Origin of the sequence: Breoghania sp., assembly GCF_030066895.1 — a bacterium.
Classification (GTDB): domain Bacteria; phylum Pseudomonadota; class Alphaproteobacteria; order Rhizobiales; family Stappiaceae; genus Breoghania.
Genome location: NZ_JASJAV010000003.1, coordinates 233,409 through 258,450 on the forward strand (window position 1 = coordinate 233,409; position 25,042 = coordinate 258,450).

Below are 25,042 nucleotides of genomic sequence, written 5' to 3' on the forward strand. Positions count from 1 at the left end.
AGAGAAGGCGCGGACATTCTCATGGAAATTCGTTTTACTACATCGGAGATTATTGGACGTTTGTTTCAGTAAAATCGAATAATGAGTTACATGGGTCTATCGGGCCCTGCTGAGCGGGAGCGGTCGAGGGCGGCCCGAGCGATCACGAGGCATCATGACATTCGAACAGCTCGCCATCTTCGTTGCGGTCGCCGATCGCGCACACCTGACGCGCGCTGCGGAAGCGCTGCATCTGATGCCTTCGGCGGTCAGTTCCGCCTTGCGCGCGCTGGAAAGCTATTACGGCGTGACGCTGTTCGATCGGGTCAGTCGTGGGCTCGTGTTCAACGAGAACGGACGGCTTTTTCCGGGGGAGGCCACGGCGGTTTTGAAGCGAGCGGAAGGGGCGTGGCTCGTTCTCGCCGAACTCGGCGGTTTGCGGCGCGGCCGGTTGACCGTCGCGGCCAGTCAGACGATTGCAGGCTACTGGCTGCCGTCCTTCATGATGCGGTTTCACGAGCTCTATCCTGGTATCGATCTGGTGCTGACCATCGGAAACACGGCAACGGTTGCAAGCGCGGTGGTCGCGGGCGAGGCGGATCTGGGGTTTATCGAGGGGCAGGTCGACAATCAGGCTCTCGCCGTGGAGGGGATTGCACAGGATGCGCTTCTCGTCGTGGTGGGCGCCGATCACCCCTGGGCGGACGGGCGTCCGCTTCAGGTCGAGGATCTTGCGGCTGGCAGTTCCTTGGTTTTGCGCGAGCACGGGTCGGGGACGCGATCGGAATTCGAGGCGGCTCTGCTGGCGCGCGGTCTTTCGCCCGATCGGCTCAAGGTGACGCTCGAACTTCCTTCAAACGAGGTCGTGCTGTCGGCCGCGCGTTCGGGGGCTTGTGCGGCGGTGGTTTCCGCATCCGTTGCTGCCCCGCTTCTTGGGCAGGGCGATCTCGTCGCGGTCAATTTCGCGCTTCCTGATCGCGCCTATTCCCTGCTCCATCACCGGGAGCGACCGTTGAGCCGTTCGGCGAGCAAACTGGTGAGATTGTGCCGGGAGCCGCTCTAGGCGGAATTGCAGGAAGCGCCTGTCTTGACGAAATCCGTCAGCTCTTCGGCTTCATCCCGCTTGTGGCCCTCGTCGCGAATCAATTCGGTCAGTTCCGTCAGGCGACGGATGCCGTCGGCATCGCCGCTGGCGGCGATAAGCGTTTTCCGGGCCATTGCGGGCGCCTCGTTCGGGGCCTCGGTCTCAGGCGCCGGTTTCCCGATCAGAAAGCCTTGAACCTCGTCGCATCCTTCCGCGAGCAGCAGGCGGAGCTGTGAACTCGTCTCCACGCCCTCCGCGACCAGACGCATCCCGAGCGCGCGTCCGAGTTTCAGGATGGTCTGGACGATGGCCATCGCATTGGCGTTCGTCTCAAGCCCCGCGATGAACGATCGATCTTGATGGCATCGAAGGGGAAGCGGCTGAGATAGCTCAGGGAGGAATAGCCGGTACCGAAATCGTCGAGCGCGACGCGAACGCCCAGGTGCTTCAAGGCGTTCAGAATGGTGAGCGCGTGTGCGTCGTCGTCGATGACGACATTCTCGGTTACCTCGATTTCCAGCCGTTCGGCGGCCATGCCGCTGGTTTTCAGCGCATCTTCCACCGTGTCCACGAACCCCTTGTCGCGGAATTGCAGCGGCGAGACGTTGACCGAGACGTGCTTGTCGGCGAACCGTTCGCACGCGATACGGCAGGCGTTCGTCAGCACCCACTTGCCGATCTGGACGATCTAGCCGGAATGCTCCGCGACGGGGATGAAATCCGTCGGATTGACCTCGCCGCGTACCGGATGATGCCAGCGGATCAGCGCTTCGTAGCCCGCAATCCGGCCGTCCGCCGTGGCCATGCGGGTCTGGAAATAGAGTTCCAGCTCGTCGCACTCGATGGTAAGGGATAGATCCGCTTCCAGCTCGCGGCGCACTTTCATTGCCGCGTCCATGCCCTTCTCGAGGGTGCAATAGGCGCCGCGGCCAATGCTTTTGGCCTTGTAGAGCGCGGTATCCGCGCGAGAGATCAGCGTATCGAGCGTCATTCCGTCGGCCGGGGCAATGGCAACGCCGATGCTGGCACCGGAGCGCACGACCAGGCCATCGTCGCAATCGATCGGCTGGGCGAGCACGTGCAACAGGCGGTGGGCGAGATCGGCGGCCTGATTGGTGAAGCCGATATTGGTCTGGATCACGGCGAATTCGTCGCCGCCGAAACTGGCAACCGTATCGTCCTCGCGGACCGAGTTGTGCACCCGGTCGGCGGTGACCTGAATGACCCGATCGCCGACCGGGTGGCCGTGCAGGTCGTTGATATCCTTGAAACGGTCGAGATCGACCAGCAGAACCGCGGTGAAGCTGACCGTCTCGTCTCCTCCAGCTTCGACAGGCGCGATTTCAGGCGATCGGTGAAAACCGCGCGGTTCGGCAGGTCCGTCAACGGGTCGTGCTGGGCGAGATGGCGGATGAGTTCCTCCGCCTTTTTGCGATCTCGCAGGTCGACCACCGCGGAGACCCGCGTGTGTTCGCCGCGATAGACGATCTCGCGCGTGCGCACTTCCACCGGGATGCGTTGCCCGTCGGTGTGCAGCGCCACCATTTCGCGCGGGCTGCTGAAGGATTCTTCCCCCTCGGGGGCCTGCTGTTCTTCATTGGGCAGAAAAAGCGCGTTGACGTCCTTGCCCTTGAGCTCGGCGATGGGCAGCCCGAGCAGTTCCTCCAGTGCGGCGTTTCCATCGACAATCTGTCTGGCGACCGTGATGACGATGGCCTCGAAAGTGGAATTGGCGAGCACGGTCAGCCGTTCCGCCTCCTCCTGGGACCGCTTCTTCTCCACCACGTAGTTTTGCGCGCGAGTTCTTCGTTCTGGGTGGAGTCCATGAGCTGATTAAACAGCTCGGAAAGGCGCTCTGCCTCGTCGCCGGGAATGACCGGTAGGCGCAGGGTGAGATCGGTTTCGCCGTCGATCAGTTGGGAATAGGCATCTTCCACGTGGCCGATGCCGAAACGGGTGTTGTGCTCGGCTTCGTTGAGGCCGAGCATATCGCCGGCTCCATCCACGCGCACCCGCATCACCTTGCCGAGCAGCCAGAAGAAGACGAGCCCGATACCGAATGCCCAGACGAAGTTGATCCCGGCGCGAGCATCTGCACGCCGAGCTGATCGAGCCTGGAACCGGTGGGCAGGTGGGCGACCGAGGAGAGCAGTGCAGGGGCGAGCGTTCCCACGACGCCCGATGCGCCGTGAACGCCGACGGCTCCCACCGCGTCATCGATCTTCAGCCGGGTTTCGAGAAAGCTGTTGAACCAGACGGCGGCCGATCCGCCCAGTGCGCCGACGATCAGAGCGCCTGCGGGCGTAAGCACCATGCATCCCGCGGTGACCGCCACAAGGCCGCCGACCATGCCGGAAAACGCCTTTTTCGGCAGGATAATGCGATCCTGGCGCAAGCCCTCCAGATAGCCCGCGGCCCCACCTGTACCTGCGGCCAGAACGGTGTTGGCGATGATGTGGGCGATCTCGGGCACCGCGGCTGCGGTCGAGCCGCCGTTGAAGCCGATCCAGCCGACGAAGAGCAAAAAACGCGCCGGCCGTCGCGAGCACGGGGCTATGCCCCTGAATGCGGATCGGGGGGCCGTCATCGGCAAAGCGGCCGATGCGGGGACCGCTGATGATGCAGGCTGCCAGCGCGATCCATGCGCCCGTCGCATGAACCACCGTGGGATCCTGCGAAATCGATGAAGCCCATGTTGCCGAGGAAGGCGGATGGGTTCGCCGTCAGCGCCGCGCCCCATGCCCAATGAACGAAAACGGGATAGACGAGACCGGCGATCAGCATCGAACACAGGATATAGGCCGTCAGCGGCATGCGTTCGGCCACCGCGCCGGAGACGATGGTCGCCGCCGTGCCGCAGAACATGACCTGGAAGGCAAAGAAGCCGATGTCCCATTCATCAAGGCCCTGCAGTATGAAGAAGCGCGGGTCAAGGCCGATCCAGGAGCCGTCGCTTGCGCCGAAGGCGAACATGAAGCCGACGGCGGTAACCAGCAGCCAGATGAAGTCGAGGTGGCGGGCGGAGGCTTCAAGCGTTGTGATCCGCTGAGCCAGATCCGCCATGTCGGGCGACGACGCGGTCCGGGACGAGGATGCTTCCCAGAACAGCGCCATTGCCGAGACCGGCAACGCCAGGGCGCCGCCTTTCAAAAGATCCTCTGGTTTTGAGTCGAATTGATCTGCATGTAAAACGCCCCGCCCGGACCATCGGCTTGCTCCAAACATCTCTATTAAATCTTTCATCGTTAAAATTCGCATAAAGGAAGTTTGCCAATTATGACCAAAAAACAGGCATAAACCGCCGGTTTCGGCGGCAGAAAATTGCATCGCATCGGTGCACGCGGTGCGTCCGACCCCATTGCGAAGAACCTATCGGTCCGACGAAAATGACGTTAAGGCAAATAATGGATGCGAATAATAGTTCCGTTTTTAAGGTATATTATTATCGATTTTTTCAATTTTACCTTTCCAAACGAGCGTTTTGTTCGATTATACAAATCCTGTCCTGCACCCTTGCTGTCGACCCCGCTTGTCGGCGTCCGACCTCAGCCCGTCGTGCATGGCATCATCTCAGACGATCCAAGAACGTAATCGGGAGGATTTTCGCGTGAAATCCCTGGCTGCCTTTTCTGCTTTCTTTGGACGAACTTTCGCCCTCTGGATTATTTTATTTGCTCTTCTCGGCTTCTTCTTTCCCGAGATATTCAAGTTTTTGCGGCCATGGATCGTACCGCTTCTGGCAATCATTATGTTCGTTATGGGACTGACGCTTTCGGGCCGTGATTTTACGGAAGTCCTGAAGCGCCTGCTCGAGGTGGGCATCGGCGTTGTTTCTCAATTCCTGATCATGCCGCTTCTGGCGGCAGCGCTGACGACAGTCATTCCGATGAGCCCGGAAGTTGCTGCGGGCGTTATTCTTGTTGGTTGCTGCCCGGGCGGCACGTCGTCGAACGTCATGATCTATCTGAGCAAGGGCGATCTGGCCCTGTCGGTCGCCTGCACCAGCGTGACGACCCTGGTCGCGCTGTTCGTGACGCCCTTCCTGGTGTGGACATTTGCCAGCCAGTACCTGCCGGTCGATGCGGCGGCGATGTTCCTGTCCATCGTCAAGATCGTGCTGGCGCCGCTGGCACTCGGGTTCATCCTGCAGAAGATTGCACCGAAGATCGTTGCCGCGGCCGTTCCGGTTCTGCCGCTCGTCAGCGTGACCGGCATCGTGCTGATCGTTGCCGCGGTGGTTGCGCTCTCCAAGGGCAAGATCGTGGAAGCCGATCTGATGATCTTCGTGGTCGTGATCCTGCACAACGGCCTCGGGTACTTCGCGAGCCGCGTCTTCGGACTTTCGCTTGCCAAGCGTAAGGCGATCACCATCGAGGTCGGGATGCAGAATTCCGAACTGGGAGCGGCGCTTGCGACCGCGCACTTCTCTCCCGCCGCGGCCGTGCCCAGTGCCATTTTCATCATTTGGCACAATATCTCCGGTGCGCTCATCGCGAACTACTTCACCGGCAAAAGCGAAGACGAGTCGTCGTCGAGCCTCGGAGTGCGGAGCGCCTGAGCAGCGCTCCAGTGTCGGTGTGATCCGCCTTTCCTCACTCCATCCACGGGCGGCGAGAGGGACGGATCGCGGCCCTTGTCGCCGTCTTGTGCTTCGACCCGCCCGTCTCCATATATTCTACAATTCGAATGTCTTTGGGGATGAGTGATGCAAGACGCAGTGAAACTCGTTTGCACGGCCTGAGGACAAACCAACCGGGTTCTGTTCGCTAAGTTGTCCGCAGGGCCGAAATGCGGGGCCTGAGGGGCCGAGCTGGCGCGCGCCGGGGTGAGCGAACTCGATGCGCGCATTCACGACAAGGCAATGCGCACGGATGAAGTGCCGCTGATCGTCGACTATTGAGCCCCGTGGTGCGGGCCTTGCCGGATGATGGTGCCGGAATTCGCCAAGGCGGCTGAGGCCGTCGGTCCGGTTCGCCAAGATCAATACGAAAGACTTCCCCGCGGTTTCCCAACGGCTCAACATTCGCGGCATTCCGCTTCTGATCCTGTGGCATCGCGGTCGGGAAGTGGCCCGTTTGACCGGTGCTCGACCGGTTTCCGACATCATTGCGTTCGTTCACCAGAACGTGCGGTTGAGCGGTTCGGATGCCGCGGGTAGCGCCCGGGCGGGATAAGCTCCGTCATTGTACCGCGTCTGCTTTCGTGCGGCACCATGCCGACTTACCGAAAGCCCCGGAAGCCCGCAAAAATCATGCGTATTGGACTGATCGAGGTCCGTGAGCGGGAATGCCCGTATTGGGAACGGGTATTCCGTCTCCGGCCTGTCGCATGTTGAAGACAAGGACACATTCCGGCCATGGCGCAAGCATCAGGGTCGCTACACCGGAGCGCCGATGATGAACCGGTTCTCCCGGTTAAAAAACTTTCCCTTCGAGACCGGGCCTACGAGCTGATCAAGGCGAAGATCATTTCGTGCGAATTGCAGCCTGGCGCGGCGGTAACCGTCACGGATCTCGCAACCGCACTCGGGATCGGTCGCACGCCGGTCATTCAGGTGGTCGACCGCTTGATGGTCGACGATCTGTTGCAGGTCATGCCGCGCAAGGGCGTGGTGGTGAGCCCGATCCTGCTCAATGACCTGATGATCATCGAAATGCGGCTCATCAATGAAGGGCGCGCAGCGCGCTGGGCGGCGGAGCGGATCACCGACGATCAACTCGCGGTCCTGCGGCGTAATCACGAGCTGATGGCCAAGGCCACCCGTGACCGGATGATGGAACATATCATTGCGCTCGATATCGAGTTCCACCGTCTGATATCGGCGGCGGCCGGAAATTCCATCATGTTGGAGTTTCTCGGCAATTTGCATGGCCGCTTGGTCCGGTTCTGGAGCCTTTCGCTCGGCGTGCCGGGGCAGAACCTGCGGGTTTGGGATCAGCATGCGGACATTCTGGGCGCACTCGGCGCGCATGACGCCGACCGGGCCGAAACCGCGGTGTGTTCCCATATCTCGGCTTTGCGGGAGAACCTCGTCACGCGGTTGGCGGAAAACGTGTTCATGTGAGTGACGGGTGAGGGACGGGCATCTTTGCCCGCCCCGCATTTCTCATCAGCTTCAGGCGTCTTGCCGGAGGGGGGAGTGCCATCCGGTCAAACCGCGATCAATGGGCCCGATCGGGGATGATCCAGGCGAAGTCGCTCAGCGTGACGCCCTTGAAGCAGTCGTCGCCCTTGCGGAGCACGGCCAGCAGATCCGGACAATTGGGATTGGAATATCCGGTCGTGCCGTCGGCAGGGCCCTTGCCGGAATTGCCAGGATAGCCGGCGCGCACATGACAGTTGCGACAACTCGTGCGGGTCGGGTGGATGACGCCTTCGATATAGGGGGTCACCGCCTTGGCGAGCCGACCTTGCGCATCCGGTTGGTAGATGTCGGCCTCCGTCAGAAGATAATGCTGCCAGGGCTTTCGGCCTTCATATCCTTCGGCCGGTTGTCGGCATAGGGGCCCTTGTCGGGGGCGGCGGACCACCACACGTTCTGCAACGTCCAGGTCGGAACCTCCTTGGTCATAATGTGCATCGCAACCGTGGCGACGTAATCGCCGGGGCCGAAGGGCTCATTGTAAAGCCAGTAACTTGCCGCGTTCAGTATTGCCTTGTCGGCATCGGAGAACATCTTCCAGTCCACCTCCGTCACCTTGTAGTGATAGAAGCGATCGAGATTGACTACGTTGGGCCTTCTCGATCTTTGGTTTCATCGGCGTCTTGTCATTATTGAAAATGCCATGGAGATAGGTCACCTCGACCGTCTCTCCCTCCTGCTTGCCGGTGGGGTCGATGGCGACGACGGTGTCCCAGGTCTCGTAACCCACATAGCCGTCGAAACTGTCGGGGAAATTGTTGTTCCACCAGGGAAGCGGCGTCAGTCCGTTCGCCTTCACCGGCCAGTACATGTGCTTGGTGGAGACGTAGTGCGCCGGCAGGTCGATGTCCTGGCCGAGATCGTGCGCCTGCTTGAGCTTGCTCTTCAGATAGAGCTTGCCGTAGCGAATGGCCTTGAAGCCCTCCGGCGACAGGGATTCCGTCGGCACGATGGTATCGCCGTTGAAGACGAAGAATGTCCCGTTGTTGATCGTGGCATCCGCGCCCTGCTCCTTGGCCTGCGTAAGGCCGGCGACCGACGGCGTTATGCAAATGCGGATCGGCTTAGGGGCGGTCTTCCCGTCGCCCTCGAATGCCTGTGCGGTGGTCTCCCAACTCAACTAGATCGGCCAGGAATTCGGATCGGTGGCACCCAGCGGCTGCATCATTCCGGCAAAGAGCGACCAGGCGTGAGCGCGTGAGACGGTGACGTCGCCCTTCGCGATGCTGGTATCAAGCTCCTTGTTCTCCTGGAAATAGCCGAATTTTTCCGGGATTGGCATAAAACCGGGACGGTCCTCCGCGTTGCTGCGATCTGCGGCAAGAACCGTCCCCGCCAGGATTACAGGAAGGGCCAAACTCAATTTGAAAAATATCTGTTTCATGGAATCCTCGTCTTTCTCGCGTGGCAACAATCAACGATGCACGCAAAAGAAATATTAAGATAAGCTCGGATTCCTACGGAATAAACTGTATATATTATTTAATTATAGATTTATTCCCCTTCGTAATTTCGTTGCATCGTGAGCGGTCAGGCGATCTTTTCGACGGCCTGCGCAAAGATTTTCGCCACCTCGCGGATATCTGCTTCCCCAACATCCAGATGGGTCACGACGCGCAGGCGCGTGTCCGATTCCGCTCCGATGCAAACACCTTTCTCCGCAAGCGCCGCAACAAGGGGGGCGGAAGTGAGGGGGCGCCGAGCTCCAGGAAGAGAATGTTCGTCGTCACCTCGCGCGGATAGACGTTGACATGCGGCACGCCGTCGACGAGTTCGGCGAAGAGTTTCGCGTTCGCGTGGTCCTCGGCAAGGCGTTCGACATTATAGTTTAGCGCAAAGAGATCTGTTGCGGCCAGCAGCCGGACTGGCGCAGCGCGCCGCCGAGACGATGCTTCCATACCCAGGCGGCCTCGATGAAATCCCTGAAGCCGGCGAGAACGGCACCGACCGGGCAGCCCAGCCCCTTGGAAAGATCGATCCAAGCGCTGTCGAAACCGGCCGTGAAATCCTTCGCCGGACGGCCGCTCGCAACGGCCGCGTTCAGCAGGTGGGCGTCGTCCATGTGCGTCGCGAGCCCGTTTTCATGGGCGGCTTTCGTGAGAGCCGACAGCGTTTCGACGGGCCAGACGAGGCCACCGCCGCGGTTGGTCGTCTGCTCCACGGAAACTGTGCTGGAGCGCAGGCTGCGCATGCGCGGACGACGAAGGGCGGCCACCATGTCGGCGGCTTCGAAAATGCCGGTCGGGGTCTCGATGGGGCGCATCTGGGCACCCGCAAGCGCGGCCGCGCCTACACCTTCGGAGGCGACCACGTGCGCATTGGCAGCGGCGACGATTTCGTCGCCAGAGCGGCAATGAACGAGAAACGATATCTGGTTGCACATGGTGCCCGAGGGCAGGAAAACGACGGCTTCCATGCCGAACAGGTCGGCCACCCGCTCATCGAGCGCGCAGGTTGTCGGGTCCTCGTTCTTCTGTTCGTCACCCACGGGGGCCGATGTCATCTGCGCCAGCATGGCGGCGCTCGGGCGGGTGGTGGTAGCGGAGACGAGGTCGATCTCGATGACGGACGTCATGATGCTTTCCTGATCATGTGCGGAGCGGATCGTTGGGGCGATCCGTGCGAAAGGGGATGAAACGAGCGGGCGGCAGGCGCGGAAAATCGATTATCCCGGGTTGGAAATCTTGCCAAGGAAATCGCGGGCGCGGTCCGTGGTCGGATGAAGGAAAAAGTCTTCCGGCGGAGCCGCTTCGACGATTTCGCCCTGATCCATGAAGACGACTAGATTGGCAACCCGGCGGGCAAAGTCCATCTCGTGCGTGACCACGATCATCGACTGCCCCGCATGGGCCAGTTCTTCCATGACTTCCAGCACTTCCTGGATCATTTCCGGATCGAGCGCCGAGGTGGGCTCGTCGAAAAGCATGACCTCCGGGTCCAGCATCAACGAGCGGGCAATGGCCACGCGCTGGCGCTGTCGCCAGAGATCTGACCGGGAAACTTTGCCACCTGATCGGCAAGCCGCACGCGGTCGAGAAGCTCGCGGGCGCGCTCGACCGCCTTCATCTCCGGTTTGCCACGCGCATAGATCGGACCCATCGTCAGGTTGTCGAGAACGCTGAGATGCGGGAACAGGTTGAAGTGCTGGAACACCATGCCGGTGTGATTGCGGATCTGGGCAAGCGAGGCCTGCTTTCCGTCCATCTCGGTGCCGCAAACGGTCAACTTTCCGCGCTGAAACCGTTCCAGCCCGTTCACGCAGCGGATCAGGGTCTACTTTCCCGATCCGGATGGTCCGCACAGGACGATCCTCTCGCCCTCACCGAGCCCGAAGGAGATGTCGCGCAGGACGTGGTGGTCGCCGTACCACTTGTTGACCTTGTCGAGTTCGACGATGAGATTTGCTGTTTTTTCGGAGTCTGTCATTGTTCCGCCCTCCGGACGCGCCATGCGTGGTTGCGCTCAAGCGAACGGCCGTAAAGCGACAGTCCGGAACAGATGAGGAAATAGAGTAGGAAGACGAAGAGATAGCCTTCCAGCCCGTAGCGCACCCAGGCGGTATCATCGAGCGCGACCTTGGTGGCGCCGAGAACGTCAAACAGGTCCAGGATTGCGAAATAGGTGGTGTTCTTGAAGGCGCGGATGATGTCGTTGAAGGAGCCGCCGGGACCGCGATGGCGATCGTCTGTGGCAGGACGATCTTGCGCATCCTGAGCCAGTAGCTCATGCCGAGCGCCTGGGCCGCTTCCTCCTACCCATCTTCCACGGCTTGCAGACCGCCCCGAATGACTTCCGCCGCATGGGCTGCGAAGAACACGATCATGCCGATTTCGGCGCGGATCAGCTTGTCGAAATTGAGCGAGGGCGGCAGGAAGAGCGGCAGGATCAGGGTGCCGAAGAAGAGCACGACCAGAAGCGGAATGCCGCGCACGTCTTCGATCGCGGCCACGGAGACGAAGCGCACGACGGGAAAGGTCGAGCGCCGCCCGAGCGCCAGCAGCACCGCCAAAGGCAGGCCGCCCCAGGCATCGGTACCCATGTAGGACAGGCCGAAGATCCCGCCGCGCATCAACACCAATGTGGCGACGAAGATGACGAGCCAGCCGACGAGGTGAAGGCACAGGGAGAAGAGGCGGAAGGCGGTCAGCACGGCCCACACGACCCAGATCGCAATGATCAGGGCGCTGCGCCATTGTTCCTCGTAAGGATAGGTGCCGAGCAGAATGACCCGGTATTTCTCCGCGATCACCGCCCAGCAGGCGCCGTCGGCGGTTCTGCAGGCCGCAGCCGTCGGATCGTACCAGACGGTGGAAAAGACACCCCACCGCAGGAAGGAATAGACCGCCCATGCGATTGCAAGCGTCAGCACGATTGTCAGGACGCTCGTGCCGAAGCTACCGAAATAGCGCGACTTTATCCGCGCAAAGCGGCCGAGCCCGTCGGGGGCCGGCTGGCGCGGCCGGCCGGTGCCAATCTCGGCGAAGGAATCGATGGCGGTACTCATGACTTACGCCCCGGAATGGTGAAGTAGCGGTTGGCGGCATTCGACACCGCGCCGATCGCCACGGCGATGGCGAGGTAGACGGCGGCCATGATGCACAGCACCTCGATGGTGCGTCCACTATAGGTGAGCATCGTGTTGGAAATCGAGAACAGGTCCGGGTAGCCGATCGCGACGACGAGCGAGCTGTTCTTGAGCAGGCTTACATAATACTGGGCGGCGAGCGGCGGGATGATCACCCGAAGCGCCTGTGGGGCAACGACGCGGCGATAGATGTCGGCGCGCGAAAGCCCGATCGTGTTGGCGGCTTCGAACTGTCCGAAATCGACGCTGGAGATGCCGGCGCGCACGATCTCCGCGATATAGAAGGAGAGATCGAAGAAGATCGCCAGGAATTCCGGCGAGAGGGTCACCCCGCCCTTGAAATTGAAGCCCTTGAGCTGGGGGATGGACCACGCGCTCGGCGCTCCGGCCGCAATCCAGACGGCGAGGGCGGAGCCGAGAATGAGGATGAGCTGGACGAGGCGCAGCGGCTTCCAGCGCAGGCCCGTGCGCCGACGGCGGCGCTCGTGAAGAACCGACAGGTCCCAGGCGACAACAAGGCTGACCACGGCGGCCAGCATCGCGTGGCCGAAGACCGAACCGTTCTGCTGGGCCGGCAGGGTCAGGCCTCGGTTCGAGGCGAAGATCAGGTCATCGAGAGACCAAGAATTGCGTGCCTTCGGTAGCAGGGTGAAGAAGCTGTACCAGAAGACGATCTGAACGAGCTGCGGCGTGTTGCGGAAGGCGAGACGTAGGCTTGCGCAAGCCCGCTGGCGAGCCCGTTGCGCGATAGCCGCGCCAGACCGACGAGGGTGCCGAGAATGGAGGCGGTGACGATCGAAACGGCCGAGACCATCAGCGTGTTGCCGAAGCCGACGGCGAAGGCCTTCAAATAGGTCTCACCCGGATGGAAGATGAAGAAGGCTTCGCCGAGCGAGAACTGGGCCTGATCGAACAGGAAGCCGAGACCGAAGGTCATGCCGCGCGCGGCAAGCGCAGCGCGGGCATTCATGACCAGCCAGATGGCGATCGCGACCAGCACGACGACGAGCGCCGCCTGCCAGAACACGGCCTGCGGCGAGACCCAACGGTGCAGCGGCGGAGGGAGGTCTCCCCCCACCGTCGCTTTTTTCTTGAAGATGGACATGTTGTTCCGTGTCAATCCGGGCTCATAGCGGCGGGGCGTAGATCATGCCGCCGTCGCTGTAATGCGCGTTCAGGCCACGCTCCAGCTTGAGAGCGGAGCCCTTGCCGACGTTGCGATCGAAGACTTCGCCCTAATTGCCGACCTGCTTGATGACCTGGTAGGCCCAGTCCGGCTTCAGGCCGAGGCCCTTGCCGCCGGAGGACTCCACGCCGAGCAGACGGCGAACGGTGGCGTCCTTGCTGTTGGCCTTCATCTCGTCGGCGTTCTTGGAGGTCACGCCGCTCTCTTCCGCCTGGAAGAGCGTGTAGACCGTCCACTGGACGATATCACGCCACTGGGCGTCGTCCTGGCGAACGAGCGGGCCTTCCGGATCCTTGCCGAAGCGCTGGGGTAGGATGACGTAGTCGTCCGGGTTGTCGGTAACAGCCGCGCGGGTGGAGGACAGCGCGGAAGACGACTGCACCATGGCATTGCAGCGACCGCCAAAGAAGGCCGTGTTGACCTCCTTCTGGTCCTCGATCACCACAAGCTGAAGGTCGATGCTCTTCTTCTTCTGGATGTCGGAGACGACGCGCTCGGAGGTTGATCCGGGACGCACGCACACGCTGGTGCCGTCCAGATCATCGACGCTCTTCACGCCCAGATCCTTGGCGACCATGAAAGCCTGGCCGTCGTAGAAGGTGGGGGCGATGAAATCGAGGCCGAGATCGGTGTCGCGCGACCGCGTCCACGTGGTGTTGGCCGTCGTCATGTCGACTTCGCCGATCTGCAGGGCAGTCAGGCGGGTCTGGTTGTTGGTCTTGAGGAACTGGACCTTGCTCGCGTCACCCAGAACGGCGGCTGCGACCGCGCGGCAAGTGTTGACGTCGAGGTCGTGCCAGTTACCCTCGCTGTCAACGGAGGAGAAGCCGGGGCGACTGCCGTTGACTGCGCATTTGACGACGCCTGCTTGCTTTACGTTGTCGAGAGTGCCGGCAACGGCGGCGCTCCCGAAAACGCCGAGGGAGACGGCGCCAACGAGCAAGGAACGCAAAACTAACGTTCTTCATTCGATGTTTTCCTTTGGCCTGGAGGTGGGGTTGGGGAGGTTTGGCGAGGAACGGTCGAGGTTCAGGCGGATCTGCAGGCCCCGGCGGAGATGGGCGCGCATGAGCGCTTCCGCGATCTCCGGTTCACGGTTCGAGATCGCCTCGAAGAGAGCGATGTGTTCGAGAAGGATTTCAGAGACCAGCTCGCGCGCGAAGTAGCGCGGGAGATTGAAGGCAAGCCGGAAGCGCATGCGCATGAAGCGCACCATTTCCTCAAGCTGTGGATTGCCCGCGCTGTCGAACATCGCGTCGTGAAGCTCGGTGCCCACATCATTGATCTCTCGGGATGTGAAGGCGGACGGATCGCGACCCATGACGCGCAGGCGCGTGCCACAATTCACCAGCGTGGGCGAAGGGTCGCGTTCGGTCGCGCGTCGTGCCGCGAGGCATTCCAGGGCTTCGCGCAGGTCATAGATCTCGCTGAGACCATCGGCAGTGATCGTGCGGATGAAAGTTCCGCGCGCCGGTTTCACCTCAACGACGCTTTCGCGCTCCAGCTTGCGAAGCGCTTCGCGCACCGGCATGCGGCCGATGTCGAGCTGCTGGGCGAGCTTGCGTTCGGACAGCGGTTCCGCCGGATCCACGGCGCCACCGAAGATCAATTCCACAATGCGGGCGTAGGCCCGGTCACTCTCGAATTCGAATGCGTCTGCCATGCCGACATACTGAACGACTGGTATACCAGTTACAAGTGGAGCTTCTACGCACCCCATTACGATTTCTGCGCCATCGGAACAAATGCGGTCTCAATTGGCCTTAACTCCGGGGAGAACGCCGGCGCACGTTGCTTCGATCTGCCGGCCCTGGAGACTAGCGGGTGTGTGAAGGCGATATTATCGTTCGGCGAAGGAAATCAGTCGGTTGATCGCACGCTTCGCCCTAAGGGCATGCTTGCTTTGTGTGACTTGAACCCGGTCGTCGGATCGGAGGCCGGATACCGGAAAACAGGGGCCGTCTGGTCTGAAAGGAGATTTCATTCCCCAGGGGTAGTTGGCTCGTCTTCGGCGATGGTCGCGGGGTGCGTGCTCAATAAACGTGCTCAATAAATAGGCCGGAAACCGGACGGAAGCGGGACTACGGGACTCGGTTGGTCGAGCCCCGTAGCAAGGTCGGTCGGACGGTTGCCCTATTCGGCGGCCGTCCGGGTCTGTTCGGCATTTTCCGCGCCGGGCTCCGTCGCCTGGATCGCGGTCAGAACGACGGTGTAGACGATGTCATCGACGAGAGAACCGCGGGACAGGTCGTTTACCGGCTTGCGCAGACCCTGCAGCGTCGGGCCGATGCTGACCACGTTGGCGGAGCGCTGCACCGCCTTGTAGGTGGTGTTGCCGGTGTTGAGGTCGGGGAAAATGAAGACGTTCGCCCGCCCGGCGATCGGGCTGTCCGGCGCCTTGGTTTGGGCAACGTTTTCAACGCTTGCCGCATCGTACTGGAGCGGGCCGTCGATGAGCAGGTCGAGCCGCAGTTCGTGGACGCGAGCGGTGGCCTCCTTCACCTTCTCGACACCTTCGCCGGTGCCGGAATCCCCGGTGGAATAGGAGATCATCGCAATGCGCGGATCGAGCCCGAAGGTTTCTGCGGTCTCTGCCGTCTGGATGGCGATTTCCGCAAGTTGTTCGGTGGTCGGGTTCGGATTGACGGTGCAGTCGGCATAGATGAACACCTCCTCCGGCAGCAGCATGAAGAAGACGCTGGAGACCAAGCTCAGGTAGGGGCGGGTCTTGATGAGCTGCAGGGCCGGACGCACGGTACTGGCGGTGGTGTGAACCGCACCCGACACCAGTCCGTCGACGTCGTCTTCGGCCAGCCTCATCGTGCCGGGGACGACCGTGTCCTGAAGCGCTTTGTCGGCCTGTTCCGGCGTCAGGCCCTTGGCCTTGCGACGCTCGACCATCGGCGCGGATGTAGCGCGGGCGCAATTCCGCGGGATCGAGGATTTCGATGTTGTCGGGCAACGTCACGCCCACCGCGGCAGCGCTTGCGCGCACATGGGCGGGCTCGCCCAGCAGCACGCAGCGGGCAATTCCCTTCCGCGCGCAAATGGCGGCGGCCTTGAGCGTGCGCGGTTCGTCGCCTTCAGGCAGCACGATCCGTTTGTTTGCCTGCCTGGCCATTTCCACCACCCGGTAGCGGAAGAGGGGCGGCGTCAGGCGGCGCAGGCGGGGATTGCGCGAGATTTCGGGAAGCCAGTCGCGCATATCATCGGCAAACCGCTCCACCCGGGACGCTGGGAAGGAGGTGGCGTTCGTCTCGCTCGTCTCGATCAGATCGCAGGGACAGGGTAGATGGCTCTCGTCGATCGCCTTGCGCAGATGCGCGGTCCATGTGGGATCCGAGGAGGTGCCGACGATGACGCGAACGAGGCTCCGGCCACGGGCCTGCTTGATGGCGTGGAGCGCGTCGTCGATCCTGTCGATCACTTCGTCCGCATCTTCGGCATCGCCGGAAACGAAGGGAATGGTGTCGCAGCTCAGGCCGCCTGCAATGACCTGGTTCAACTCGCTGATCAACGGGTGGCCGGCGGCTGGGGCGAGCCATTCGACGACCATGTATTCACGGTTCCGCCGTGCGGCGACCACGATGCCAACGATCTCGTCCAGAAGATCGGCCATCCGCTCCTCGCGGATCATCCTCTCCGCGGTGCGCATGGAGATCGATAGGCCGTCGGCCGCTGCCGCTTCCGCGCTCGTCGCTGCGACCGGTTTCACGTGCCCGACATCGTGTCCGGCTTCCGCAAACAACAGAACCAGCGCCTGCGCGATATCCGAAATCGGATCATCCGGAGAAGTGGGCACGAGGAAAAGGGCGCGTCCTTTTGGAAAGTTACTCATTGAACCATTGCCTTGCCTGTCTCGACCGCCGAGGGAATCTCCCGGTCAGGGTAAGCACGTCGAGCGCGATCATTCGGTTTTCGTGGTAGGGGAGGGTTGCGGGGGCGGTATCCGGGTTGCGTTTTGAGACCGCGCGTCGCGAGCAGATTGACTGCGGCATCGGTGGAACTGTCCTCGCGGTGTCCGAATGCCGTCGAGTAATCACGGCGTTGGACCGATTTTCCCGCGGGTTTTCGCCGATTTCGCTTGTGAAAACAAGTGTGTCGAGGAACGTCAGATGACGTAGCTCCCCCCCGGTGCCCGGGCATGAAAACATGACGTTACGTCCTTTTCGATCTCACAAGGCCGTTCGAACGGGCTAGTCGGGACCGCTCGGCGGCAGGTCTTTCTGGAGGGAGTCACGCAGGACGTCGATGAATTCGAGCGTGACCTTGGAGCGCACGCGGTAGCGGGGCCAGAGCGTCCAAAGGTTGAGATAGACCGGCGGATCGAGACGGCGCGTGACGACTGCATCGCCGAAGCCTGCGGGGGTGAAGGGGTCGACGATGGTCACGCCGAGCCCGTTCGCCACGAAGGCGCAGGCGCTTTCGGAATGACGCGTTTCGATCCGGTCATTGCGGCCAATGTCCAGATCGGAGAAGGCGTGTTCGATGGCGATGCGTTCGGCGTGGAGCGATATGAAGGGCTCGTCGCGCAGGTCCGACAGCTTGATCCGCTTCGCCGCCGTCAGCCGGTGTCCGCGCGGCAAGACGCACACGCGCTCCACCTTGTGCAGATGTTCGGTCTCGATGCTGGCATCGTCCGATTGCAGCGAGATCTTCACGTCCTGGCGCTGGCGCAGATAGTTCGACAGCAGGCGCGGAAGATAGCGTGAGGCGAGCGACGGGAAGGTGCTGATGGACAGGTGCCCGGCAATCTTGTCCCGGATATCCAGCGAAACGCGGCGGACTTCATCGATATCCACAAAGACGCGCTCCACCGACTGGTTGAGCTGCCAAGCTTCCGGCGTCGGCGTGATGCTTCCCGCCTGGCGGGTAAAAAGAGGGTAACCGCAGGACCCCTCAAGCGCCGCGATCGCCTTTGTAACGCCCGGTTGAGAGATGTTCAGCTTGCGCGCGGCCCCCATCATCGAGCCCGCTTCGATCACCGTACGGAATATCTCTAGCTGCCGAAAATTCATGATACCGCTCACAACTTTTACTCATGGTGGTATGGAATATTAATATTTGCAAGCCGTCGGTTTGTCGCCTCACTGTGCATTCATTACCAAAACTACCGGCAAAATATGCCTAAAATGAAACACAGAAGGCGATAATCTGTAATATTTGACAAGTCCCAGACGGTTGCCGAAATCCTGGAACGTCTCAAGGATGTGGAGTCCGAAGCGGTAACCAATGCCCTCGTCCGGCTGGGCCTGAGCGGTTGGATGGACGGCGCTCTGCCGCTCGGCCCCTCCGACCATGTCGTCGGACGTGCGCGCACAGTCAAATACGCGCCCAAGAACGGCGTGGTGAAGGCACAGCAGTCGATCTACTCGGTCATCCGCAGCACCGAAGCGGGGGCAGATCCTCGTCCTCGATACCGGATGTGCGAACAGCTGGATCCTGGGCGAAAACGTTGCCCACGCGGCCTATTACCAGGGGCCCGGCGGTATCGTGTCCGATTCCCTGTCCCGCGATGCCCGGCTTATTCGTGAAATGGACTTCCCCGTCTATACGCGGGGCATTTCCGCCCGTCCGCCCGCCATTGTCCTCGTCGACACGGATGTGCCGGTCGAGTGTGCCGGCGCGCGCGTGCTCAGGCGACTATCTCGTGGCCGATGCCGACGGCGTCGTCGTCATTCCGCAGGAGCGGATAGAGAAAGTCCTCGTGGAGATCGCAGATATCGAGCAACTCGAGAAGGACCAGGAGAAAGCGCTCGCAGACCGCGCGTCGCTTGAGTCCATCGAAGCGCTCATCAGGCGCAAGAAGGTTCGTAAAGGCACGCCCGCCTGAGCCGACCTGAAGACCTGTCCAGCAGGAAGAGGAAGATACTCAAATGAACGTCAAGTCCAGTCTGGTCGCCCTCGCTTTTACGGCCTCCAGTCTCGCCTTGCTCGCGGCTCCCTCCCAGGCTGCGTTCCCGGAAAAGCCCGTTGAGATGATCGTGCCCTACGGCGCCGGCGGTCAGATCGATTTCTCGGCGATCGCGGCCGCCAAGCCCGACGGCTACATGATCGGCTGGATCAATTCCGGCATTCTCACCAGCTCGATCGTGCGTCCCGACGTGACGTTCAACATCGACACCTATGACTACGTCGCCAACATCGTGATCGATCCGGGCGTCCTGTCGGTGGCAGGCGATTCCGACATCAACTCGCTGGAAGATCTGATCGCTCTGGCGAAGAAGGAAAAGATTACGGTCAGCCACGAAGGCATCGGCGGCGGTGACCACCTCGCCGTGCTGCAGTTTGAGCATGCGGCCGACGTCGCCTTCGATCTGGTGGCCTTCAATGGCGATGCCGAAGCCAAGGCGGCACTTCTCGGCGGCCATATCGGCACGATCGAGGGCAATGTCTCCGAAGAGGTCGGCTCGTTCAGGACGGTCAGCTGAAGCCGCTAGTCGTGTGGGCCTCCAAGCGCAACCCGGATTTGCCCGACACGCCGATCGGCAAGGAACTCGACTACAACATCATCACCGCTTCCTCGCGCGGTCTGGCCGGCCCGAAGGGGATGAACGAAAAGGCTCTGACCAAGCTGCGCGACGCGATGGTGAAGATCACCGAGGATCCGGAGTTCCTCGCCGCGCTGAAGAAGCTCAACATGCCGCTCGACGTGCTTGTCGGTGACGACTACCAGGCCTTCACGGCCGAGCAGAATGACGGCTACAAGAAGCTGTGGGCCGAAAGCCCGTGGCAGTAAGCTTCCGGCAAAACACCGTGAACTGGCGTGATTTCTGGATCGCGGTGGCCGTCATGGCGACCGCGGCCTTTGCCGCCTGGGATGTCTGGGGGTCTGAAGCACGGAGCCGCCCTCTTTCCGCTGATCACGTTGGCGGGGCTGTTCGTCAGCGGCCTGCTCCTGCTCGTGACCGCCTTGCGGCTCGTCGTGAGCGACGAACCGGCCGGGGACGGTGACTATGACGAGCGGCCGTTCCTCTGGCAGCCGCTGGTGCGCCTTTTCGTCATGACCGCGCTCTTTGCGACCGTGGTCTCCTGGATCGGGTTCTACCCGGCGACGTTCCTTTAACTGGCAATCCTGTTCAGCCTGTTTTCTGACCTGCGACCGCTCCACGGCTTCGTGACGGCGACCGTCCTTACTGCGCTGATCTAACTGATTTTCTCGATCCTGATGGAGGTGCCTACTCCTCCCGGATCGCTGATCGAGCTCCTTTCGTAGAGCCCGGTCAAGTCGATGGAATGACCGTATGGATACGATACTGGCTGCCGCCGTTTATATCTTCGAGCCGATGACGCTTATGGTGCTGATTATCAGCACCGTCGTCGGACTTTTCGTTGGAGCGCTGCCGGCGCTTTCCTCCACGATGGGCGTCGCCTTGTGCATTCCCATCACCTTTTCGATGAATCCGGCGAACGCGCCGGTTCTGTTGGGAGTGATCTACACCAGCTCCGTCTTCGGCGGATCGGTGACCGCGATCCTGCTGAGAACACCGGGCACCGACGCTTCCATAGCCACGACCTTCGACGGCTATCCGATGGCGCAGCGGGGTCAAGGCGCGCAAGCAATTGGCATGGCGCTGGTCGCCTCGCTGATCGGCGGCCTGTTCTCCGTCGTCGTGCTGCTATTCGTGGCCCCGCCCATGTCGCGCCTGGCACTGCTGTTCGGGCCGCAGGAATATGTCTACCTGACGATCTTCGGGATGATCTTCATCCTCGGCGTGTCGGGCGGCGTTCCGGTCAAGGCGCTCATCTCCGCCAGGCTCGGGCCTCTGATGGCGACCGTCGGGTTCGACCTGTCACCGGCTATCCCCGGCTGACTTCGGCCATGACGAGCTGTTCGAGGGCGTGTCGCTTCTACCCGCGCTGATCGGCATCTTCTCCGTGTCGCAGGCGATCTCGCTGTGCACCGGCGAGGCCAAGATCGGCACGGCCAACATGATCGCGGCCAAGGGCAAGACGCTTCCGAGCCTGAAGGTTCTCCGGCGTTGCGTCCGCACCCTGGTTCGCTCCTCCTTCATCGGCATCCTGCCGGGGGGTGGGCACGAGCGTGGCCGCCTTCATCAGCCATGACGAGGCGCGCCGCCGCCGGTCCGACAATCCGGAAGCCTTCGGAACGGGCGAGATCGAGGGCGTGGCAGCTACGGAAGCCGCCACAACGCGGTGACGGGCGGCTCGCTGGTGCCCGCTCTGACGCTCGGCATTCCGGGAAATGCCGTGACCGCCGTCTTCATCGGCGGGTTGACCATTCACGGGCTGGTGCCGGGGCCGCGTCTCTTCACCGAGCATTCGGAAATCGTCTACACGCTGATCCTGTCGCTGTTCCTCGGCAATCTCGCGTTCGCGGCCATCGGGCTTTTCGCAGCGCCCTGGGTCTCGCGCGTGGTCAAAATGCCCAGCACGATCCTCGGGCCGACGATCATCATCTTCTCGGTCATCGGGTCCTATGTGCTCCGGAACAGCATGTTCGACGTCTGGCTGGTGCTCGGGCCGATCCTGGAGACCAATCTTCAGTGTTCGCTGCAGATCTCCGGCGGCGACTGGATGATCTTCCTCACCAGCCCGCTGTCCTACATGATCATCGCGTTGATCGCGCTGACACTCGCCTACCCCTTCATCTCGCGCCTTTGCCACCGCAGCGGCAGACGCTCCAAGCAGGAAGACGGCTCGTCGTGAGCCGTCGCCCGCTTCACAACCTCCGCAGAGAAAAACAATGAACAAGATCTCGTCGCCTATGCTGGCGACCAAGCCGTCCGCCAGCACCGCCGTGTCCGGTTGCGCCCGGGCCCTCAAGGCCGAAGGCCGGGACATCATCAGCCTCGCCATCGGCGAGCCGGATTTCGATACGCCCGCCCACATCATCGAGGCCGCCAACAAGGCGATGGGCGAGGGCAAGACGCGCTACACCAATGTCGACGGCACCGCAGAGCTGAAGGCCGCGATCCAGCGCAAGTTCAAGTCTGAGAACGGCCTCGATTTCGCGACCGAGCAGATCGTCGTGTCCACCGGCGCCAAGCAGGTGATATTCAACGTCCTGATGGCGATCGTCGATCCCGGCGACGAAGTAATCATCCCCGCGCCCTATTGGGTTTCCTACCCGAAAATATCGCGGATTGCGGGCGGCACGTCGGTGATCGTGAACGGCACGGCAGAGAACGGCTTCAAGGTGACGGCAGAGGCGCTGGAAGCCGCCATTACCGACAAGTTGCGCTGGCTGATCCTCAATTCGCCGTGCAACCCAAGCGGTGCGGTCTACACGGCCGACGAACTCCGCGCACTTGCGGACGTTTTGCTGAAGTATCCGCAGGTCGGGATCCTGAGCGACGATATCTACGAGCACATCATTTTCGATGATCAAAAGTTCACCTCGATCATCGCCGTGGAGCCGAGCTTGCGGAGCGCACCGTTGCGGTCAACGGTGTCTCCAAGGCCTACTGCATGACGGGCTGGCGTCTGGGCTACGGTGGCGGCCCGACCGACATCATGCGCGAGGTTCGCAAGCTTCAGTCGCAGAGCACCTCGTGTGTCTCCTCCATCAGCCAGGCCGGTGCGGTCGCTGCTCTCGAAGGCCCGCAAGGTTCTCTTGCCGCCAACCGTCAGGCATTCCGTCGCCGGCGCGACATGCTGATGCCGCTTCTGGCGGAGACGGGTCTTTCCTGCCGCAAGCCGGACGGCGCTTTTTATGTGATGGCGGGTTGCAGCGATTATCTCGGCACCAAGTTGTCCGCCGGGATGGCCATTGAGAACGACGTGGATCTCGCCAAGGTGATCCTGGAAGAGGCCGGTGTCGCGACCGTGCCGGGAACGGTCTTCGGTGCCCCGGGCTTCCTGCGGCTGAGCTATGCCGTCGATGACGAGAAGCTCAAGCAGGCGGTGGAGCGGATCGCTGGTTTGTGCCGGTCGCTGACGCGCTGAGATGGAGCGGGATGAGGCACGGTGCATTTCTCCGTGCCTCATTCATTCTTGCCGTCCCGCCTCACGCGATCGTGCCGCGTTCGACCATTTGCACCGGCACATCGAAACGGGTCGATGGCGCATCGGCCGGGCGCTCGATGGCCTCCAGCGTGGCGCGGGTCCGATCTTCCAGCGATTGCCGGATCGTCGTCAGTCCGTGCAATGACCAGCCGGAAATCGGTGCACCGTCGAAGCCGATCACCGACAGGTCTCCGGGCACGGAAAGCTTCAGCTCGAAATGGGCCGTGTTGAGGACGCCGAGCGCGATTTCGTCCGTTACCCCGAAAATTCCACCGAGCCCTGGTTTCGCGAGTAAGGTACGGATTGCTTCCACGCCGGTGGCGTAGGTGTTGGCGCCGTCGGTCCAGCGGGTCACGGGGATGCCGCGCCGTTCCATTTCCGCGCAAAAGGCTTCCGCGCGTTCCGTCTTTGCGGATGTCCGCGAACCGGAGACGACGACTGCCACGTTTCGACAGCCCGCGGCCGCCAGACGTTCGGCCGCCGCATGCCGAATCGGAAACGATGAGGCCTGCCAGCGTGCCGTGCGGCGGAGGCGGGCGGTTGATCAGCACCATGCGGGCGCCGTTTCTCGCGCAAAGCCGGATCAGTTCGTCGGGCGTTGCCCCCGACAACAGCACCACGGTGCGGGCGCGATAGTCGAGGAGGCGCGCCAGATCCTCCGATTTTCCTTCACTGCTCTGGGCGGTGTTCATCAATAGGCATTGAAGCCCACGCCGATGAAGCGCGGCTCTCAACGAGTTCAGCTGGGTGGAAATATAGGGGTTGGCGAAATTGCCGCCGACTATGCCGACGAGATCGGAACGTTCCTGGTGGAGTGTGCGCGCCAGCCGGTTGACGCGGTAGCCGAGTTCTTCCGCCGCCTCCAGAATGTACGAGCGGGCGGACTTGGAAACCTGGGCGCCGGGCGTGAAGGCCCGCGAGATGGTGGAGCGCGAAACGCCAGACAGCCTTGCCACGTCGGAGGCCGAGACGAACCGGCCGAACGGGCCGCGCCCCTCTCCTCGACAGCTCATCGCGGTAGCAGGCTCCGGTCGATCACCTCGTTCGCAAGGGCGATCATCGGGGGCAGGGGATGGGCCGTCTCCAATCCGCGCAAGGTGCGCAGATGGCCGATGGCGCCATCGAGGTCCGGAAATTCATCCGTTCGCCGCCAATGCAGCCAAAGCGCCAGAACGTTGACTGAGCGCGAGCGACCGCCCCGGCAGTGGACCAGAAGCCCGCCTCGTCAATGGGCGGGATAGTGCTCCTTTCCCTCCGTGTAGCATTGCCCGGTCCGTCGCGCATGCCGATCTGGTAGCGACGCATTTCGGTGCCGTCGGCAAAGGCGAGCGGGCCGGGAAAGATGTTCATCGCCAGATTGAGGCTTGCGGTGATCCCGACCTTCATCAGCGCATCCGCGTCTTCGGCCGCCGTCAGGTTTCCGAGCCACAGCCGGTCGAGCCCCGGGCCGATATCCTCGGCGACGGGAATGAGCAACGGGCGGACATCCTCGCGCGCCTCGGCCTTCGGCACGAAGGCGGGCAGGGCGTTTCGGGTTGCGGTGTGCGTCATACGTCTGCTTCCGGCGTTTGAACGAGGATTGGCCCGAGTGCTGCGGCAAGATCGAGGAAGGCGGGGAGGATCTGCCTGGCTCCGGTCATTTCAGCCGCGGCGACGATATCTGTGAGCCGGGGGTGAACGTTCCAGCCCATCCAGCGCGCGCGACCCGAAGCGATCGGGCCATGCGCCGCGCTCGTTTTGGGAACGTGGCTTGAAAAGATGAACCGGAAGTCGTCGCGGGCCCTCAGCCAGGAGGGAAGGCTCTCGTCGGCATTGGAACCGCTGGCGACAATCACCTGGCCGGAATGGGCCGTATGTTCGTCCACGACTGGCGAGGCCTCGCCAGTCAACTGTTCGGTTTCTTCCGCGATGCGGGCGCAGGCGTGAACCGTCAATCCGCGTTCGGTCAGGGCCGCGACCGTTCGATGGGCACGGTAGCACCGCTCCGTTGGAGGCGGCATCCGCCATGGCCTCGATCTGATCGTCGAGATCTTCGTCGCGATCGCCATAAGAGGTATCGGCCAGCAGCGTTGCGATCTTCGGAAATGGATAGCAGGG

32 protein-coding genes and 4 pseudogenes are annotated in these 25,042 nt (G+C 62.0%); 13 read left to right on the forward strand and 23 right to left on the reverse strand.

All coding sequences use genetic code 11. The annotated features are described in order from the left end of the window. The first annotated feature begins 154 nt into the window (after positions 1–154). On the forward strand, positions 155–1,042 hold the full coding sequence (locus QNJ43_RS06445; protein ID WP_300468334.1) for a LysR family transcriptional regulator: 888 nt from the start codon (positions 155–157) through the stop codon (positions 1,040–1,042). Here the strand turns inward: QNJ43_RS06445 and QNJ43_RS06450 are convergent. The 6 genes and pseudogenes from QNJ43_RS06450 to QNJ43_RS06475 form a co-directional block, all read right to left on the reverse strand. Then, on the reverse strand, positions 1,039–1,377 hold the full coding sequence (locus QNJ43_RS06450; RefSeq protein ID WP_300468336.1) for an EAL domain-containing protein: 339 nt from the start codon (positions 1,375–1,377) through the stop codon (positions 1,039–1,041). The genes QNJ43_RS06445 and QNJ43_RS06450 overlap by 4 nt on opposite strands. Beyond that, positions 1,353–2,315, reverse strand: a pseudogene (locus QNJ43_RS06455) (bifunctional diguanylate cyclase/phosphodiesterase). The gene QNJ43_RS06450 and the pseudogene QNJ43_RS06455 overlap by 25 nt, the downstream one beginning before the upstream one ends. Next, positions 2,201–2,848: a PAS domain S-box protein gene (locus tag QNJ43_RS06460; RefSeq protein WP_300468338.1), complete on the reverse strand. Its 648-nt coding sequence runs from the start codon at positions 2,846–2,848 to the stop codon at positions 2,201–2,203. Before QNJ43_RS06460 ends, QNJ43_RS06455 begins: the two are co-directional and overlap by 115 nt. Then, positions 2,806–3,081 (reverse strand): hypothetical protein, encoded by a 276-nt coding sequence (locus QNJ43_RS06465; RefSeq protein ID WP_300468340.1) that lies wholly within the window; start codon positions 3,079–3,081, stop codon positions 2,806–2,808. Before QNJ43_RS06465 ends, QNJ43_RS06460 begins: the two co-directional genes overlap by 43 nt. After that, positions 3,081–3,587, reverse strand: a complete 507-nt coding sequence (locus QNJ43_RS06470) for a hypothetical protein (protein WP_300468342.1) — start codon at positions 3,585–3,587, stop codon at positions 3,081–3,083. Before QNJ43_RS06470 ends, QNJ43_RS06465 begins: the two co-directional genes overlap by 1 nt. A gap of 59 nt (positions 3,588–3,646) precedes the next feature. Continuing rightward, positions 3,647–4,390: a hypothetical protein gene (locus QNJ43_RS06475; protein ID WP_300468344.1), complete on the reverse strand. Its 744-nt coding sequence runs from the start codon at positions 4,388–4,390 to the stop codon at positions 3,647–3,649. Positions 4,391–4,670: 280 nt separating this feature from the next. Here QNJ43_RS06475 and QNJ43_RS06480 point away from each other — a divergent pair, with 280 nt between their 5' ends. Together QNJ43_RS06480 and QNJ43_RS06485 are read left to right on the forward strand one after the other, a co-directional pair. Further along, on the forward strand, positions 4,671–5,621 hold the full coding sequence (locus QNJ43_RS06480) for a bile acid:sodium symporter family protein (protein WP_300468346.1): 951 nt from the start codon (positions 4,671–4,673) through the stop codon (positions 5,619–5,621). 798 nt (positions 5,622–6,419) lie between these two features. Next, positions 6,420–7,127, forward strand: a complete 708-nt coding sequence (locus QNJ43_RS06485; RefSeq protein WP_300468349.1) for a GntR family transcriptional regulator — start codon at positions 6,420–6,422, stop codon at positions 7,125–7,127. Positions 7,128–7,224: 97 nt separating this feature from the next. Here QNJ43_RS06485 and QNJ43_RS06490 read toward each other — a convergent pair whose 3' ends face one another. The 13 genes and pseudogenes from QNJ43_RS06490 to QNJ43_RS26845 all read right to left on the reverse strand — a co-directional run. Next, entirely contained in the window at positions 7,225–7,596 is a 372-nt protein-coding gene (locus tag QNJ43_RS06490) for a hypothetical protein (RefSeq protein WP_300468350.1), read from the reverse strand. A gap of 84 nt (positions 7,597–7,680) precedes the next feature. After that, positions 7,681–8,325 (reverse strand): hypothetical protein, encoded by a 645-nt coding sequence (locus QNJ43_RS06495; RefSeq protein WP_300468352.1) that lies wholly within the window; start codon positions 8,323–8,325, stop codon positions 7,681–7,683. Beyond that, complete coding sequence (locus QNJ43_RS06500; RefSeq protein ID WP_300468354.1) at positions 8,326–8,619, reverse strand: hypothetical protein; 294 nt, start codon at positions 8,617–8,619, stop codon at positions 8,326–8,328. It lies immediately after the preceding gene. A 414-nt stretch (positions 8,620–9,033) separates the two neighbouring features. Beyond that, positions 9,034–9,780: a threonine aldolase family protein gene (locus QNJ43_RS06505; protein ID WP_300468356.1), complete on the reverse strand. Its 747-nt coding sequence runs from the start codon at positions 9,778–9,780 to the stop codon at positions 9,034–9,036. A gap of 90 nt (positions 9,781–9,870) precedes the next feature. Next, a pseudogene (locus QNJ43_RS06510) lies at positions 9,871–10,631 on the reverse strand (amino acid ABC transporter ATP-binding protein). After that, complete coding sequence (locus QNJ43_RS06515) at positions 10,628–10,756, reverse strand: hypothetical protein (RefSeq protein ID WP_300468358.1); 129 nt, start codon at positions 10,754–10,756, stop codon at positions 10,628–10,630. The pseudogene QNJ43_RS06510 and the gene QNJ43_RS06515 overlap by 4 nt, the downstream one beginning before the upstream one ends. Positions 10,757–10,956: 200 nt before the next feature. After that, on the reverse strand, positions 10,957–11,709 hold the full coding sequence (locus tag QNJ43_RS06520) for a hypothetical protein (protein ID WP_300468360.1): 753 nt from the start codon (positions 11,707–11,709) through the stop codon (positions 10,957–10,959). After that, a complete protein-coding gene (locus QNJ43_RS06525) occupies positions 11,706–12,329 on the reverse strand; it encodes an ABC transporter permease subunit (RefSeq protein ID WP_300468362.1) in 624 nt (207 codons plus the stop codon). The genes QNJ43_RS06520 and QNJ43_RS06525 overlap by 4 nt, the downstream gene beginning before the upstream one ends. A gap of 65 nt (positions 12,330–12,394) precedes the next feature. After that, the gene (locus tag QNJ43_RS06530; protein ID WP_300468364.1) at positions 12,395–12,895 is read right to left on the reverse strand and encodes a hypothetical protein; all 501 of its coding nucleotides are present in this window, start codon (positions 12,893–12,895) and stop codon (positions 12,395–12,397) included. A gap of 130 nt (positions 12,896–13,025) precedes the next feature. Then, positions 13,026–13,928 carry an amino acid ABC transporter substrate-binding protein gene (locus QNJ43_RS06535; protein WP_346432886.1) on the reverse strand — a complete coding sequence of 301 codons (903 nt, stop codon included), beginning with the start codon at positions 13,926–13,928 and terminating at the stop codon, positions 13,026–13,028. A 12-nt stretch (positions 13,929–13,940) separates the two neighbouring features. Next, positions 13,941–14,639 carry a GntR family transcriptional regulator gene (locus QNJ43_RS06540; protein ID WP_300468366.1) on the reverse strand — a complete coding sequence of 233 codons (699 nt, stop codon included), beginning with the start codon at positions 14,637–14,639 and terminating at the stop codon, positions 13,941–13,943. A gap of 470 nt (positions 14,640–15,109) precedes the next feature. Beyond that, complete coding sequence (gene pta / locus QNJ43_RS06545; RefSeq protein WP_300468368.1) at positions 15,110–15,877, reverse strand: phosphate acetyltransferase; 768 nt, start codon at positions 15,875–15,877, stop codon at positions 15,110–15,112. An 85-nt stretch (positions 15,878–15,962) separates the two neighbouring features. Next, a pseudogene (locus tag QNJ43_RS26845) lies at positions 15,963–16,181 on the reverse strand (phosphate acyltransferase); the annotation flags it as partial. A gap of 192 nt (positions 16,182–16,373) precedes the next feature. On the opposite strand from QNJ43_RS26845, the gene QNJ43_RS06555 reads away from it, so the two are divergent. Next, the gene (locus QNJ43_RS06555; RefSeq protein WP_300468370.1) at positions 16,374–16,643 is read left to right on the forward strand and encodes a hypothetical protein; all 270 of its coding nucleotides are present in this window, start codon (positions 16,374–16,376) and stop codon (positions 16,641–16,643) included. 529 nt (positions 16,644–17,172) lie between these two features. Here the strand turns inward: QNJ43_RS06555 and QNJ43_RS06560 are convergent. After that, positions 17,173–18,006, reverse strand: a complete 834-nt coding sequence (locus QNJ43_RS06560) for a LysR substrate-binding domain-containing protein (protein WP_300468372.1) — start codon at positions 18,004–18,006, stop codon at positions 17,173–17,175. Positions 18,007–18,626: 620 nt separating this feature from the next. Between QNJ43_RS06560 and QNJ43_RS06565 the strand changes: the two genes are divergently transcribed. The 9 genes and pseudogenes from QNJ43_RS06565 to QNJ43_RS26860 all read left to right on the forward strand — a co-directional run bounded on the left by QNJ43_RS06565 (position 18,627) and on the right by QNJ43_RS26860 (position 22,885). Next, positions 18,627–18,809 carry a hypothetical protein gene (locus QNJ43_RS06565; RefSeq protein ID WP_300468374.1) on the forward strand — a complete coding sequence of 61 codons (183 nt, stop codon included), beginning with the start codon at positions 18,627–18,629 and terminating at the stop codon, positions 18,807–18,809. A 43-nt stretch (positions 18,810–18,852) separates the two neighbouring features. Next, on the forward strand, positions 18,853–19,407 hold the full coding sequence (locus tag QNJ43_RS06570) for a tripartite tricarboxylate transporter substrate-binding protein (RefSeq protein WP_300468376.1): 555 nt from the start codon (positions 18,853–18,855) through the stop codon (positions 19,405–19,407). Positions 19,408–19,418: 11 nt separating this feature from the next. After that, entirely contained in the window at positions 19,419–19,715 is a 297-nt protein-coding gene (locus QNJ43_RS06575; RefSeq protein ID WP_300468378.1) for a tripartite tricarboxylate transporter substrate-binding protein, read from the forward strand. Positions 19,716–19,796: 81 nt separating this feature from the next. Further along, positions 19,797–20,042: a tripartite tricarboxylate transporter TctB family protein gene (locus QNJ43_RS06580; protein WP_300468380.1), complete on the forward strand. Its 246-nt coding sequence runs from the start codon at positions 19,797–19,799 to the stop codon at positions 20,040–20,042. Positions 20,043–20,220: 178 nt separating this feature from the next. Continuing rightward, positions 20,221–20,790, forward strand: coding sequence for a tripartite tricarboxylate transporter permease (locus tag QNJ43_RS06585; protein WP_300468382.1), 570 nt, complete (start codon positions 20,221–20,223; stop codon positions 20,788–20,790). Between the two features lie 28 nt (positions 20,791–20,818). Further along, positions 20,819–21,043 carry a tripartite tricarboxylate transporter permease gene (locus QNJ43_RS26850; protein WP_346432887.1) on the forward strand — a complete coding sequence of 75 codons (225 nt, stop codon included), beginning with the start codon at positions 20,819–20,821 and terminating at the stop codon, positions 21,041–21,043. Continuing rightward, positions 21,021–21,646, forward strand: a pseudogene (locus tag QNJ43_RS06590) (tripartite tricarboxylate transporter permease). The gene QNJ43_RS26850 and the pseudogene QNJ43_RS06590 overlap by 23 nt, the downstream one beginning before the upstream one ends. Positions 21,647–21,683: 37 nt before the next feature. Then, positions 21,684–22,412, forward strand: coding sequence for an aminotransferase class I/II-fold pyridoxal phosphate-dependent enzyme (locus QNJ43_RS26855; protein ID WP_346432888.1), 729 nt, complete (start codon positions 21,684–21,686; stop codon positions 22,410–22,412). Continuing rightward, positions 22,409–22,885 carry an aminotransferase class I/II-fold pyridoxal phosphate-dependent enzyme gene (locus QNJ43_RS26860; protein ID WP_346432889.1) on the forward strand — a complete coding sequence of 159 codons (477 nt, stop codon included), beginning with the start codon at positions 22,409–22,411 and terminating at the stop codon, positions 22,883–22,885. Before QNJ43_RS26855 ends, QNJ43_RS26860 begins: the two co-directional genes overlap by 4 nt. A gap of 61 nt (positions 22,886–22,946) precedes the next feature. On the opposite strand, the gene QNJ43_RS06600 is transcribed toward QNJ43_RS26860, so the two are convergent. From QNJ43_RS06600 to QNJ43_RS06610, 3 genes are all read right to left on the reverse strand, one after another. Further along, complete coding sequence (locus tag QNJ43_RS06600) at positions 22,947–23,390, reverse strand: substrate-binding domain-containing protein (RefSeq protein WP_300468384.1); 444 nt, start codon at positions 23,388–23,390, stop codon at positions 22,947–22,949. A gap of 611 nt (positions 23,391–24,001) precedes the next feature. Beyond that, positions 24,002–24,496, reverse strand: coding sequence for a hypothetical protein (locus tag QNJ43_RS06605; RefSeq protein ID WP_300468385.1), 495 nt, complete (start codon positions 24,494–24,496; stop codon positions 24,002–24,004). Continuing rightward, the gene (locus QNJ43_RS06610) at positions 24,493–24,993 is read right to left on the reverse strand and encodes a hypothetical protein (protein WP_300468387.1); all 501 of its coding nucleotides are present in this window, start codon (positions 24,991–24,993) and stop codon (positions 24,493–24,495) included. The genes QNJ43_RS06605 and QNJ43_RS06610 overlap by 4 nt, the downstream gene beginning before the upstream one ends. Positions 24,994–25,042: the final 49 nt, after the last annotated feature.